We start from the raw sequence: 13,418 nt of genomic DNA on the forward strand, positions 1-13,418 counted from the left end.
CGGCCAAGCTCATCAGTGATCGAGCCAAACAGCTCAGGGTCGCGGGTGGACAGAGACTCGGTGAAAAAACCGGGATCGCGCGTTTCAGTCATGGAATTTGCTCCAGATCAGGGTTCAAGTTGGCGGCTTTCCTATAGGAAACACCCCTAGTGTAAAAGGCCCGAATGCGACCCTAAGCTCTGTCATTACGTCCCCTCTGGCACCTTCGGTAGAGATGTGTTTCCATCGGAAACAGAATGACACCCTTAGGAAACAGGAATCGGGACCGCACATGTCCAAGAGAATCGCCTTTCTGGCCAGCGAAGCGCCCGTAGCTCAGACCGCCCGCGCTGCGCTGGTGGCGCGTTACGGCGACACCCTGCCCGAAAAGGCGGACGTTATCGTTGCGCTTGGGGGGGATGGTTTCATGCTGCAAACCCTGCATGGCACGCAACCGCTTGATGCGCCGGTTTATGGCATGAACCGGGGCACGGTCGGCTTCCTGATGAACGAATACTCTGAAACCGACCTGATGGAGCGGCTTGAGGCCGCCGAAGAAGAGGTCATCAACCCGCTGTCGATGCAGGCCACCTGCATGGACGGCTCGGTTCACGAGGCGCTTGCCATCAACGAGGTGTCCGTCCTGCGCGCCGGGCCGCAGGCCGCCAAGCTAAGGATCACGATTGATGGTCGTTTGCGCATGGAAGAACTGGTCTGTGACGGCGCCCTGATCGCCACGCCCGCCGGATCGACGGCCTACAACTATTCCGCCCACGGGCCGATTCTGCCGATCGGGTCTGACGTTCTGGCGCTCACTGCCATCGCCCCCTTTCGCCCACGTCGCTGGCGTGGTGCGCTGGTGCCCAAATCGGCGCGCGTGCGGTTCGAGATTATCAATCCGGAAAAACGCCCCGTGATGGCCGAAGCCGACAGCCGCGCAGTGCGCAACGTGCGTTCTGTCGAAATCCGTTCAGAAATGGGCGTGCAGCACCACATCCTGTTCGACCCGGGTCACGGTCTGGAAGAACGGCTTATTCGGGAGCAATTCGTCTGAGGCCGCCAGGGTAGGGACGTCAAAGCGGGCCTAGATCAGGTCGTTGTCCGTGCGCAGCTTGTAGCCTGCGTCGCGCAACCGGCCTACGATGGCTGTCACGTGCTGCAAGTCGCGTGCTTCGATCACCACTTCCAACTCGGCCTGTTTCAGGGCGACGGTCTGCATCATGCGCTGGTGAATGACCTCGATCACATTGGCCCCGGCGTCGCCAATGATCCGCGAAATCTCTGAGAGTTGACCTGGTGTATCATCAATCTCAAAGGTCAGCCGCGTGATGCGCCCGTCACGCACCAGCCCGCGTAGGATCAGGGTCGACAGCAGCCGCGAGTCGATATTGCCGCCGCAGACAACCAGCCCCACTTTCTTGCCCTGCAAGTCAGTCGCTTTCTTGCGGATCACGGCCAATCCCGCACCCGCGGCCCCTTCGGCCACCAGCTTTTCATGGGACAAGAGGTCAAACACGGCCTCTTCGATCTCGGCCTCGGACACCGACACCACGTGATCCACAGACTGCCGGATGATGGCAAGGTTGGCCTCGGACGGCTCACGTACGGCGATCCCTTCGGCAAGGGTCGAGCCGCCGATGCTGACCTGAACGCCGCTCATATGGGCGTCCACCGCGTTAAAGGCCTCGGCCTGTGCGCCAATGATCTCAATCTCGGGCTTCAACGCCTTGGCCGCCACCGCGATTCCCGCGATCAGCCCACCGCCGCCGATTGGAACAACAATCGAGTCCAGTCCGGGCTCTTGCGACAGCATTTCCAGCGCAATGCTACCCTGTCCGGCGGCCACCACCGGATCGTCAAAGGGGTGGATGAACACCATCCCCTTGTCCCGCGCCATGTTCAGCGTGAATTGCACGCTCTCGTCAAACCCCTTGCCATGCAGGACAACCTCGGCGCCAAAGTCGCCCGTGCGCTTGACCTTGTTGAATGGCGTGCCCTCGGGCATCACGATCACCGAAGGAATCCCCAGCCGCGTCGCGTGATAGGCCACGCCCTGGGCATGATTGCCCGCACTGCAGGCGATCACCCCGGCCTTGCGTTCCTCTGCATCCAGCGTCAACAGCTTGGCGAGCGCCCCACGCGCCTTGAACGCGTTGGTGTGCTGCAGATTCTCAAGCTTAAGATACAGGTCGAATCCCAGTTGCATCGACAGGCGCGCGGCATGGACCAGCGGCGTTTGTACCGTCGCGGACTGGATTGCCGTATAGGTGGACTGGATCAGGCTGGGCGTCAAAGCCATGTGAGCGTTCCCGTTCATGAATGTGCGCATTCAAGCCTGTCACTGACAGGCCAGTTGCACTGCGGTATTCGCGGCGTGGGCAAAAAAGTCAATGAAATCTTCGGGATACCGTGGTGTGCCGCATCAGGATAAAGCCCGCCCTGGCTATGACGCCTGTGGTCGTGTCAAAGGGAAAAGGCCCCGCCGGAATGGCGAGGCCTTTGCGATAATCATGCTCTCACAAGAGCTTAACCCTTGGCATAGCCCAGAGATTGCAGCGCCACGGTGATCTCGTCCAGAATGACCGGATCGTCGATGGTCGCGGGCATCTTCCACGCGGTGCCATCGGCAATCGACACCATGGTGCCGCGCAGGATCTTGCCCGAGCGCGTCTTGGGCAGCCGGTCCACCACAACGGCCAGCTTGAACGCTGCCACGGGGCCGATCTTTTCGCGCACCATTTTCACAACTTCCTTGACCACCTCGCCGTTGTCGCGATCCGCTCCGGCATTAAGGCACAGGAAGCCGACGGGCATCTGACCTTTCAGGCTGTCAGCAACACCGATCACGGCGCATTCGGCCACGTCCGGGTGGTTGGCCAGAACCTCTTCCATGCCTCCGGTCGACAGGCGGTGACCCGCCACGTTGATGACGTCATCGGTCCGCGCCATGATGTAGACGTAGCCGTCTTCGTCCATCATGCCCGCATCTCCCGTCTCATAGTAGCCGGGGAAGGTGTTGAGATAGCTTTTCTTGAACCGCTCTTCGGCGTTCCACAGTGTCGGCAATGTGCCCGGAGGCAACGGCAGCTTGATCGCAATCGCGCCCAGCGTACCTGGGTTAACCGGGTGGCCTGCGTCGTCCAGAATGGTGACGTCATAGCCCGGCATCGGCACCGTGGGCGAGCCCAGCTTGATCGGCAGTTCTTCGATGCCCACGGGGTTCGCGGCAATCGCCCAGCCGGTCTCGGTCTGCCACCAGTGGTCAATCACCGGCACCTGCAGCTGGTCCTGCGCCCAGACGATGGTGTCGGGATCGGCGCGTTCGCCCGCCAGGAACACTTGCTCCAAACAGCCGAGGTCGTATTTCTTGACGAACTCACCGGTCGGATCTTCGCGTTTCACCGCACGGAACGCGGTCGGCGCGGTGAAAAACGACTTGACGTTATGCTCCGAAATCACCCGCCAAAAGGTGCCCGCATCCGGCGTGCCTACGGGCTTGCCCTCGAACACAATGGTGGTGTTGCCGTGGATCAGCGGCGCATAGCAGATATAGGAATGCCCCACGACCCAACCCACATCCGACGCGGCCCAGAACACATCACCCGGATCGACATTATAGAGGTTCTTCATGGTCCAGTTCAGCGCCACCAGCTGACCGGCGGTGTGACGGATCACGCCCTTGGGCTGTCCCGTGGTGCCCGAGGTATAGAGGATGTAGGCAGGGTGGTTGCCCTCAACCGGCACACACTCGGCTGGCTCAACACCATACTGGAACCCGTGCCAGTTATAGTCGCGCCCTTCTTCCAGATGCGCCACTTCCTGTTCGCGCTGGAAGATCACGCAAAAGTCGGGCTTGTGCTCAGCCAAATCAATCGCGCCGTCCAGCAATGGTTTGTAATGCACCACGCGCCCCGGCTCGAGCCCGCAAGAGGCTGCAATGATCGCTTTGGGCTTGGCATCGTCGATCCGCACCGCCAGCTCGTTGGCGGCAAAACCACCAAACACCACCGAATGCACGGCCCCCAGACGGGCGCAGGCCAGCATGGCCTCCAGCGCTTCGGGGATCATCGGCATGTAAATGATGACGCGGTCGCCCTTCTCGATGCCCTTGGCACGCAACGCGCCCGCCAGGGATGCAACCCGGTTGCGCAGCTCGATGTACGAGATCGCGCGCTTGGTGTGAGTGATGGGCGAGTCATAGATGATCGCGGTCTGTTCACCCCGTCCTGCCTCGACATGACGGTCAACCGCATTCCAGCAGGTGTTCACCTTGGCGTCGGCAAACCATTCGTAGAGGTTGTCCCCCTTGTCAAACAGCGCCTTTGACGGGGCCTGGTCCCAGTCAATCGCCTGGGCAGCCTCCATCCAGAACCCCTCGGGGTCGTTTTTCCAGCCTTGGTAAACCTCTTGATAGGACATCTCTGAACTCCTCCAAAATCCGTTGTTAAGGTGTTACGCAACGGTCTGGCTTTGCGGCAAGCCTCTTTCGCGACGCCGCGTCAGATTATCGCGAAAAATTTGCAGGTTAGGCACGTTTCTGCCTGCAAAGTTTTGCAAATACCCCCTAAATCCGCCACTTTTCTGGAAAGATGTGAGGTTTTGCAAAACTGCAAACTAATTTCCTGCAAAACAAAAAAGAGGAGGCGAGATTCGCCCCCTCTTCATTTCGCCAAAAATACTCCGGGGGTTTGGGGGCTGGCCCCCAAGCACTTGACCTACCCGTAATGCGCCACCGGTGTTCCAGCAATGGCCGCCATGTTCAGCAATCCCCGTGCGGTGGTCGACGGTGTCACAATGTGCGCCCGGTTGCCCATGCCCATCAGAATAGGTCCCACCGGCAGGGCATCGGATTTGGTCTTGAGAATGTTGCGCACGGCCGAGGCCGCGTCCGCGTGACCAAAGATCAGCACGTTGGCAGAACCTGTCAGGCGGTTTTCCGGCAAGAGCTGGGCGCGAATACTCTCATCCAATGCGGCGTCCACATTCATTTCGCCTTCATATTCGAAATCCGTATCTACCGCGTCCAGCATAGCAATTGCTTCGCGCAGGCGTTTGCCGGAGCCTTCGGCCTGATTGCCGAACTGCGATTGCGAGCAGAAGGCGATGCGCGGTTCCACGCCAAAGCGTCTTGCATGACGCGCAGCACCCTGTGCAATGATCGCCAGTTGCTCAGGCGAGGGCAGGGACCAGACATGGGTGTCGGCCAGGAACAACGGGCCATCTTCCAGGATCATCAGCGACAGCGCCCCATGCGGGGCATGCTCGTGATCCCCCAGAACCTGATTGACGTAGTTCAGGTGCCAGCGGTACTCGCCAAAGGTGCCGCAGATCAGGCTGTCGGCCTCGCCGCGATGCACCATGACGGCCCCGATGGCCGTGGTGTTGGTGCGCATGATCGCCTTGGCCAGATCCGGTGTCACACCGCGACGCTGCATGATCTCGTGATAGGTGCCCCAATAGTCCCGATAGCGCGGGTCGTTTTCCGGGTTCACCACTTCGAAATCCGCGTCAGGGCGTATCTTGAGGCCAAACCGTTCGGCGCGCGCTGCCATGACGTCCGGACGACCGATAAGGATCGGCGTTTCTGTGGTCTCTTCCAGAATGGCCTGGGCGGCACGCAGCACCTGCTCATTCTCGCCCTCGGCAAAGACAATCCGGCGCTTGGCGACCAGGGCCGCCTCGAAGACCGGCTTCATCAACAGCGCGGACTTGAACACCGACTGGTTCAACTTCTGGACATAGGCGTCAATGTCCGGGATCGGGCGCGTGGCCACGCCACTTTCCATCGCCGCCCTTGCGACCGCGGCCGACACAACGCCGACGAGACGCGGGTCAAAAGGTTTCGGGATCAGATACTCGGGCCCAAAGGTCAGCTGTTCGCCCTTGTAGGCCGCCGCCGCCTCGGCGCTGGTGGTGGCGCGGGCAAGCTCGGCAATGCCATCGATACAGGCCAGTTGCATGGCGTCGTTGATCTCGGTCGCGCCGACATCCAGCGCGCCGCGGAAAATGAAGGGAAAGCACAGGACGTTGTTCACCTGGTTGGGAAAGTCACTGCGCCCCGTGGCCATGATCGCGTCCGGCGCCACTTCGCGCACCAGCTCGGGCATGATTTCCGGCGTCGGGTTGGCCAGCGCAAAGATGATCGGCTGTTTGGCCATCTTCGCCACCATCTCGGGCTTCAGCACACCCGGTCCTGACAGGCCAAGGAACATATCCGCGCCGTCAATCACCTCGTCCAGGCTGCGCGGCTCGGTGCCCTGCGCGTACTCTTCCTTTTGCGGGGTCATATCCTTGGTGCGGCCCTTGTACACCAGACCCTCGATGTCACACAGCCAGACGTTCTCCCGTTTCACCCCAAGCTTCAGCAGCATGTTGAGACAGGCAATGCCCGCCGCCCCGCCGCCGGTCGAGACGATCTTGATGTCCTCGAAGGTCTTGCCCGCCACGCGCAGGGCGTTGGTGGCCGCCGCGCCAACAACAATCGCCGTGCCGTGCTGGTCATCGTGAAACACCGGGATATTCATCCGCTCGCGGCACAGTTTCTCGACAATGAAACAATCCGGCGCCTTGATGTCTTCAAGGTTGATGGCCCCGAACGTCGGCCCCAGAGCACAGACAATATCCGCCAGCTTTTCCGGGTCACTTTCGTCCACCTCGATGTCAAAACAGTCGATATTGGCGAACTTCTTGAACAGAACGGCCTTGCCTTCCATCACCGGCTTTGAGGCCAGCGCGCCGATGTTGCCCAGCCCCAGAACCGCCGAGCCGTTCGACACCACTGCCACCAGATTGCCGCGCGCCGTAAAGCGCGATGCGTTGGCGGGGTCTGCCTTGATGTCGATACAGGCCTCGGCCACACCGGGGGAATAGGCGCGGCTCAGGTCACGGCCATTGGCCAGCGGCTTGGTGGCGCGCACCTCCAGTTTACCGGGCTTGGGGTATTCGTGATAATACAGGGCAGCTTCGCGCAGGGTGTTCTTGGGCGTGTCGGACATGGTTCGGAACTCTCAAATAAGCAGTTAGTTTAGTGTTAAACTACATTTCTCCGGATGGAAATGGGGCGAATTGACCTCAGGTTATCTCCCCTTGCAAAAAATTGTCTCCGGTCGCACTGTTCTGGGGTGATTTTGCCGGAGATTGCCGCGCGAAGATACAATTAATCTGAGGGGCGCGTCTGCGGCCCGACCCCGGACAGGAGGATTCCATGAGCCTGCAGAAAGCCGCGCTTGCCGTGCGCGAAAATGCTTACGCCCCGTATTCCAATTTCAAGGTGGGGGCGGCCATACGCTCGGCGGACGGAACGGTTTACGCGGGCTGCAACGTGGAAAACATAGCCTATCCCGAGGGCACCTGTGCCGAGGCCGGGGCCATTGCCGCCATGGTTGCCGCCGGTGAAACCCGCCTGACCGAAGTCTACGTGGTCGCCGACAGCCCGCATCCGGTGCCGCCCTGCGGCGGATGCCGCCAGAAGCTATCGGAGTTCGGCACCGGTGACGTTGCCATCACCATGGCCAATCTGGACGGCGTGGAGGAAAAGATCACCTTGGCCGACCTCTTGCCCGGTGCCTTTGGGGAACACCACATGGAGAACACCTGACCTCATGGACGCCCGCGCGATCATTGCGAAACTCCGTCTGGGAGACATCCCGACGGCCCAAGAACTGTCCTGGTTTGCCAACGGTCTCGCCGATGGCGCGGTCTCGGACGCCCAGGCCGGAGCTTTTACCATGGGCGTCTGCCTGCAGGGCCTGGGCGAAGAGGGTCGTGTGGCCCTGACGCTGGCCATGCGCGACAGCGGTGACACGCTGACATGGGACTGCGATGGTCCGGTGCTCGACAAGCATTCCACCGGCGGGGTGGGGGACTGTGTCTCGTTGATCCTTGCGCCCGCGCTTGCCGCTGCCGGGGCCTATGTCCCGATGATCTCGGGCCGTGGGCTGGGTCATACCGGCGGCACTCTGGACAAGATGGAGGCCATTCCCGGCCTCAATACCGGCGTCAGCGAAGACCAGTTTCGCCGGATCGTCGATACCGCAGGCTGTGCAATCGTCTCGGCCAGTGCGGAAATCGCGCCCGCTGACAAGCGCCTCTATGCGATACGCGACGTGACCGGCACGGTCGAAAGCCTCGACCTTATCACCGCGTCGATCCTGTCCAAAAAACTCGCCGCCGGGCTCCAGGGGTTGGTGCTGGACGTCAAACTCGGCTCCGGGGCCTTCATGAAAACGCTCGACGACGCCCGCGCGCTGGCCGAGTCGCTGGTCAGCACCGCCAACCTTGCCGGATGCCCCACAAGTGCTGTGATCTCGGACATGAACCAACCCCTGGCGCCCTCTCTTGGCAATGCGCTTGAGGTGGCGGAGTGCATGGAGGTTCTGACCGGGCAAAAGGGCGGCGCGCTGGCCGATCTTTCGGTTGCGCTTGGTGGTGTGTTGCTGGCCAATGCCGCCCTCGCACCGGATATCGAGGCCGGGACCGCCAAGATGGTCGAAGTTCTGCAGAACGGCACTGCCGCCGACCACTTTGGCCGCATGGTTGCTGCCATGGGCGGGCCTGTGCAGTTCACGCAAAACTGGCAACGTTTCCTGCCCGAGGCCACTGTGATCCGCGAGGTGCCCGCCCCCGAAAGCGGCTACATCACCGCCATGAACGGCGAAGCCCTCGGCCTTGCCGTGGTTGCCCTTGGCGGGGGCCGTCAGGTCGAAAGCGACGTGGTTGACCCCTCGGTCGGCTTTTCCGAAGTCGTGGCCTTGGGGGACAAGGTGCAAAAGGGCCAGCCGCTTTTGCGCATCCACGCCGCGCGCGAGGAACACGCCCGCGCCGCAACGCAAACGGCGCTGGCCGCGATCACCATCAGCCCCACCGCCCCCGATCTGCCCCCCCTCGTGCATGAGAGGATCCGCTGATGCCCCGCGCCTTTCTCGTCGTCATGGATTCCGTCGGCATCGGCGGTGCACCGGACGCGGATCAGTTCTTCAACGGCACCCTGCCGGACACCGGCGCCAACACGCTGGCCCATATCGCCCAAGGATGCGCTGCGGGTCAGGCCGAAGAGGGCCGGTCAGGGCCGATAAGGCTGCCCCATCTCGACGCGCTCGGCTTTGGCGCGGCCACGCGTCTGGCCAGCGGCGATGAAACACCCGGACTGGACGCCACGCCCACCGGCTTCTGGGCTGCGGCGACCGAGCGCAGCCTTGGCAAGGACACACCGTCAGGCCATTGGGAGCTGGCAGGCCTGCGGGTGCCCTGGGACTGGACCTATTTCCCCAACACAGAGCCCGCGTTCCCTGCAGATGTCACCGCAAGGGTTTGCGATATTGCCGGGACTGACGGGATTCTGGGCAATTGCCACGCCTCGGGCACGGCCATCATCGACGCGCTTGGGGCTGAGCATGTCAGAACCGGCCAACCGATCTGCTACACAAGCGTCGACAGCGTGTTCCAGATCGCCGCCCACGAAGAGCATTTCGGCCTCGATCGCCTCTTGCATGTGTGCAAAACCCTCGCGCCGATGTTGCATGAGCGCAAAGTGGGCCGCGTCATCGCGCGCCCCTTTGTCGGCGACGCCGAAACAGGCTTTACCCGCACCACCAATCGCAAGGATTTCGCCATCCTGCCACCTGCGCCGGTGCTGACCAACTGGGTGCAGGACGCCGGGCGCAAAGTGCACGGTATTGGCAAGATCGGCGATATCTTCTCGATGACTGGCATCGCCGACAACGTCAAAGGGGCGGATGCCGATCTGATGCTCCATCTTCACCGCCTCGTCGATGAGGCCGAAGAGGGCAGCCTGACCTTCGCCAATTTTGTCGAATTCGACACGCAATACGGCCACCGTCGCGACATCTCGGGCTATGCGCGCCACCTCGAATGGTTCGACGCCGAGATTGGCAGGCTTTTACCCAAGTTGCAGGCCGACGACCTGTTGCTCATCACCGCCGATCATGGCAATGACCCCGCCTGGAGCGGAACCGACCACACGCGCGAACGTGTGCCGGTCCTCTGCGCGGGCAGGGGCACGGGCAATGCCGGTTTGATTGAAATGGTGGATGTGGCAGCCAGCGTGGCGGCCCATCTTGGGGTGCCTTCACATGGACCCGGAAAGAGTTTTCTATGAGCGTCGCGGACCTGCCAAAGATCGAATTGCACCTGCACCACGAAGGCGCAGCCCCACCCGCGTTCATCCGGCAGCTGGCGTTTGAAAAGAAAATCGACCTCAGCCGCATCTTTACCGATGATGGCTCTTATGCCTTTGAGAACTTCGTGCATTTCCTGCAGGTTTACGAGGCTGCCACCTCGGTCCTGCAATCGCCCGAGGATTTCGCCCGCCTGACCCGCGCCATTTTGGAAGAAAGCGCGCGCCATGGCGTCGTCTACACCGAAAGCTTCCTCAGCCCCGATTTCTGCGGCGGCGGCGATGTGGCGGCGTGGAAAGAATACCTGCACGCCATTCGCGAAGCCGCCGATCAGGCCGAGCGTGACTTTGGCATCATCCTGCGCGGCATCGTGACCCCGGTGCGCCACTTCGGCCCCGAAAAAGCCAAGCGCGCCGCCCTTTGCGCGGCCGAAACCGCAGGCGACTGGATTGTTGGCCTTGGCATGGGTGGCGACGAAGGGCAGGGGCATCAGGGCGACTTTGCCTATGCCTTTGACATGGCGCGCGAGGCGGGGCTGCGCCTGACCACCCACGCTGGCGAATTCGGTGGCCCCGAGTCTGTCTGGGAAGCCATCCGCGACCTCAACGTCGAACGCATCGGCCATGGCGTGCGCGCCATCGAGGACACCAAACTGGTCCAGGAACTCGCCGCGCGCCAGATCACGCTGGAATGCTGCCCCGGCTCAAACGTCTTCCTCGGTCTCTACCCGGACCTGCCCAGCCACCCGATCGCGCGCCTGCGCGATGCAGGCGTCAAAGTGACGGTCTCGACTGACGACCCGCCATTTTTCCATAACACCATGAGCCGCGAATATGACATGCTGGCCTCGGCCTTTGGCTGGGACGAGGATGATTTCCGCGCCCTCAATCAAACCGCCCTTGACGCGGCCTTCTGTGACGCCGACACAAAGGCGCGCGTAAAAGAAAAACTGGAGTCTGCCTGATGGATCACCTGACCGTTGTCGATCACCCGCTTGTGCAACACAAACTGACGCTGATGCGCCGGACCGAAACCTCGACCGCCGAGTTTCGTCGCCTACTGCGCGAGATCAGCCAGCTTCTGGCGTATGAGGTCACGCGCGAACTGCCGATGACCACCAAGCGTATCCAGACCCCGATGCAGGAAATGGACGCGCCCGTGCTGGATGGCCGCAAACTGGCGCTGGTGTCGATCCTGCGCGCGGGCAATGGCCTGTTGGACGGTATGCTGGAACTGGTGCCCTCTGCGCGCGTCGGCTTTGTCGGCCTCTACCGGGACGAGGAAACCCTGAAGCCCGTGCAATACTACTTCAAGGCCCCGTCGGAGCTTGATGAACGCCTGGTCATCGCCGTCGATCCAATGCTTGCCACCGGCAATTCCTCGGCTGCCGCGATTGATCTCCTGAAAGAGCAGGGCGCCAAGGACATTCGTTTCCTGTGCCTGCTCGCCGCCCCCGAAGGTGTGCAGCGCATGAAAGAGGCGCACCCCGACGTGCCGATCGTCACCGCCTCGCTCGACGAAAAGCTGAATGAAAAAGGCTATATCATGCCGGGCCTGGGCGACGCGGGCGACCGCATGTTCGGCACCAAGTAAACCGCCACCCGCGCAACCGGGCGACCTGTGTCGCCCGGTCGCGATCCCTTGCTAGGGCCCGCGACTTAGCCCGTTCGCGCGTAGAGCCGACAAGTCAGTTCAAAGGCGCGCGTGGAGCGGGCTTTGATGTCTTCCTCGGACAGTGCGGGCATGGCGCCCAGGGCCTGACGCATTTGCATCTCGCCAAACAGCAGGCTGATATAGGTGCCAGCCGCATCCTCTGGCCCCTGATCCAGCTCGAAATGCCCCCGGTCTTCCAGATCGCGCATCAGCGCACAGATCATGGAAAACACCTCTTCGCGGCCAATCTTGTCGATTGCCTCCGACAGAATACAGGTCTCGGTCGCATCAATGATCGCGGCGCGGTTCATGATGATGGCCTTGTCGTCCGACGTGAACCGCAACAGGTGAATGCCCAGCGATTGCAGCGCCGAAATCGGGTCCGACTGCTCTTGCAATGCGGACTCCAGGAACTGCCGCACCGCCCGGCCATTCACCTCGATGATCTCTTTGAACAGCGCCTGCTTGTTGCCGTACCACGCATATAGCGTCTGGTTGGACGCCGAGGCGCGCTTGGCGATCTGCAACATACTGGTGCTGCGATAGCCTTTTTCCGCCAAGAGGTCCAACGCAGCCGCTTCGATCTGCCTGCGTCGCTGAAGTTGTTTTTCGTCGCTCATGTCGCTGTGTCCAGTTTTCTCTTGACCTCAACCGTACACGCATGTACCGCTCTCTGCAATAGGTGTACACACGTGTACCCACTTTGCTCAATTGCGCGGCCCTTCCCAGAGGCACGTGCCGGAAAAGGAGACTGAGGATGAAGATTTTGCGCTATGTTGCCTATGGTATCGGGCTGACTGTTTTGCTGTTGGCGGGGATGGTCTGGTATCAATCCGCCCAGACCGAACGCGACATTCGGGCCTTTCGCGCGCGGGTGATGGACCTCGCTGCCAGCTCACCTGCACCGCGATTTGATGCGGTCGCCAACGAAACACTCCCGGCTCCGGTGCAGCGCTATTTCGACTACACCTTCCGTGGCCCTGTCCCGCCATTTGCCACCGTGCGCCTCGAGGCCGCGGGTGACTTTCGCCGCCCTCTGACCGAGCATTTTGAACCCACCACCGCTGAGCAGGTGGTCGCGATTGGCGCACCTGCGCTGATGTTCTCAGCGACGACACCGATCCTGCCGGGAGTATGGGCGCGGGCTTACGACTATTTTGCCCAAGGCGAGATGGAGATGAAGGCCAAGATCATGTCGACACTCACCGTGGTCGATGAAAAAGCGTCGGATGACCTCAATCGGATTTCCCTGCGGCGCTGGCTTCTGGAAAGTCCGCTTTACCCGCAGGCTTTGCTGCCCGGCGGTCACGTGACCTGGGAACCCGTCGATGATCTGACCGCGCGCGCGGTCATTCGCGCCGACGGGCTGGCCGCAGACATGCTGTTTCATTTTAACGCCGAAGGGCAGATCACCTATCTCTCCGCAGAGCAGGACGGTGACCTCGACACGCCCTACCATGGCTCGGGCGAACACGTCACCCGCGCCGATTACCAGCCGGTGGGCAATATGATGATCCCGCACAGCTTTACGATCTCGCGGGCCGCCGGGGGGCAGGTCTACCCGTTCTTTGACGCAAACCTCACCAGCATCTCGTTCCAGTAGCGGTGCAAAAACCCAAGGGCTCAAAGCTGACGCGTGGTGATGCCTTT

General features: G+C 61.5%; 11 protein-coding genes. 7 read left to right on the forward strand and 4 right to left on the reverse strand.

Annotated features, from left to right (window positions below; genetic code table 11):
• Positions 1-271 precede the first annotated feature (271 nt).
• Positions 272-1,033: an NAD kinase gene (locus EK369_RS14590; protein ID WP_127115010.1), complete on the forward strand. Its 762-nt coding sequence runs from the start codon at positions 272-274 to the stop codon at positions 1,031-1,033.
• A 30-nt stretch (positions 1,034-1,063) separates the two neighbouring features.
• Here the strand turns inward: EK369_RS14590 and EK369_RS14595 are convergent, their stop codons facing one another.
• The 3 genes from EK369_RS14595 to EK369_RS14605 form a co-directional block, all read right to left on the reverse strand.
• Positions 1,064-2,278, reverse strand: a complete 1,215-nt coding sequence (locus tag EK369_RS14595) for a threonine ammonia-lyase (protein ID WP_127115011.1) — start codon at positions 2,276-2,278, stop codon at positions 1,064-1,066.
• Between the two features lie 227 nt (positions 2,279-2,505).
• Positions 2,506-4,398, reverse strand: a complete 1,893-nt coding sequence (prpE, locus tag EK369_RS14600; RefSeq protein ID WP_127115012.1) for a propionate-CoA ligase PrpE — start codon at positions 4,396-4,398, stop codon at positions 2,506-2,508.
• 296 nt (positions 4,399-4,694) lie between these two features.
• On the reverse strand, positions 4,695-6,974 hold the full coding sequence (locus EK369_RS14605) for an NADP-dependent malic enzyme (RefSeq protein WP_127115013.1): 2,280 nt from the start codon (positions 6,972-6,974) through the stop codon (positions 4,695-4,697).
• A 209-nt stretch (positions 6,975-7,183) separates the two neighbouring features.
• Here EK369_RS14605 and EK369_RS14610 point away from each other — a divergent pair, with 209 nt between their 5' ends.
• The 5 genes from EK369_RS14610 to upp are packed head-to-tail and all read left to right on the forward strand — an operon-like array spanning position 7,184 to position 11,708.
• Positions 7,184-7,576: a cytidine deaminase gene (locus tag EK369_RS14610; RefSeq protein WP_127115014.1), complete on the forward strand. Its 393-nt coding sequence runs from the start codon at positions 7,184-7,186 to the stop codon at positions 7,574-7,576.
• Between the two features lie 4 nt (positions 7,577-7,580).
• A complete protein-coding gene (locus tag EK369_RS14615) occupies positions 7,581-8,885 on the forward strand; it encodes a thymidine phosphorylase (RefSeq protein WP_127115015.1) in 1,305 nt (434 codons plus the stop codon).
• Complete coding sequence (locus EK369_RS14620; protein ID WP_127115016.1) at positions 8,885-10,096, forward strand: phosphopentomutase; 1,212 nt, start codon at positions 8,885-8,887, stop codon at positions 10,094-10,096. The genes EK369_RS14615 and EK369_RS14620 overlap by 1 nt, the downstream gene beginning before the upstream one ends.
• Positions 10,093-11,079, forward strand: coding sequence for an adenosine deaminase (locus tag EK369_RS14625; RefSeq protein ID WP_127115017.1), 987 nt, complete (start codon positions 10,093-10,095; stop codon positions 11,077-11,079). The genes EK369_RS14620 and EK369_RS14625 overlap by 4 nt, the downstream gene beginning before the upstream one ends.
• The gene (gene upp / locus EK369_RS14630; protein ID WP_127115018.1) at positions 11,076-11,708 is read left to right on the forward strand and encodes a uracil phosphoribosyltransferase; all 633 of its coding nucleotides are present in this window, start codon (positions 11,076-11,078) and stop codon (positions 11,706-11,708) included. Before EK369_RS14625 ends, upp begins: the two co-directional genes overlap by 4 nt.
• Before the next feature lie 65 nt (positions 11,709-11,773).
• Here upp and EK369_RS14635 read toward each other — a convergent pair whose 3' ends face one another.
• Positions 11,774-12,388 carry a TetR/AcrR family transcriptional regulator gene (locus tag EK369_RS14635; RefSeq protein WP_127115019.1) on the reverse strand — a complete coding sequence of 205 codons (615 nt, stop codon included), beginning with the start codon at positions 12,386-12,388 and terminating at the stop codon, positions 11,774-11,776.
• A 137-nt stretch (positions 12,389-12,525) separates the two neighbouring features.
• Here EK369_RS14635 and EK369_RS14640 point away from each other — a divergent pair, with 137 nt between their 5' ends.
• On the forward strand, positions 12,526-13,371 hold the full coding sequence (locus EK369_RS14640) for a DUF6920 family protein (RefSeq protein WP_127115020.1): 846 nt from the start codon (positions 12,526-12,528) through the stop codon (positions 13,369-13,371).
• Positions 13,372-13,418 lie beyond the last annotated feature (47 nt).

It is taken from the genome of Shimia sediminis (assembly GCF_003990645.1).
GTDB lineage: Bacteria > Pseudomonadota > Alphaproteobacteria > Rhodobacterales > Rhodobacteraceae > Shimia > Shimia sediminis.

Bases quoted from the DNA above. Each gene is read 5' to 3' on its own strand.
- EK369_RS14590 (WP_127115010.1), top strand. From the start codon at position 272: ATGTCCAAGAGAATCGCCTTTCTGGCCAGCGAAGCGCCCGTAGCTCAG.
- EK369_RS14595 (WP_127115011.1), bottom strand. From the start codon at position 2,278: ATGGCTTTGACGCCCAGCCTGATCCAGTCCACCTATACGGCAATCCAG.
- prpE (WP_127115012.1), bottom strand. From the start codon at position 4,398: ATGTCCTATCAAGAGGTTTACCAAGGCTGGAAAAACGACCCCGAGGGG.
- EK369_RS14605 (WP_127115013.1), bottom strand. From the start codon at position 6,974: ATGTCCGACACGCCCAAGAACACCCTGCGCGAAGCTGCCCTGTATTAT.
- EK369_RS14610 (WP_127115014.1), top strand. From the start codon at position 7,184: ATGAGCCTGCAGAAAGCCGCGCTTGCCGTGCGCGAAAATGCTTACGCC.
- EK369_RS14615 (WP_127115015.1), top strand. From the start codon at position 7,581: ATGGACGCCCGCGCGATCATTGCGAAACTCCGTCTGGGAGACATCCCG.
- EK369_RS14620 (WP_127115016.1), top strand. From the start codon at position 8,885: ATGCCCCGCGCCTTTCTCGTCGTCATGGATTCCGTCGGCATCGGCGGT.
- EK369_RS14625 (WP_127115017.1), top strand. From the start codon at position 10,093: ATGAGCGTCGCGGACCTGCCAAAGATCGAATTGCACCTGCACCACGAA.
- EK369_RS14635 (WP_127115019.1), bottom strand. From the start codon at position 12,388: ATGAGCGACGAAAAACAACTTCAGCGACGCAGGCAGATCGAAGCGGCT.
- EK369_RS14640 (WP_127115020.1), top strand. From the start codon at position 12,526: ATGAAGATTTTGCGCTATGTTGCCTATGGTATCGGGCTGACTGTTTTG.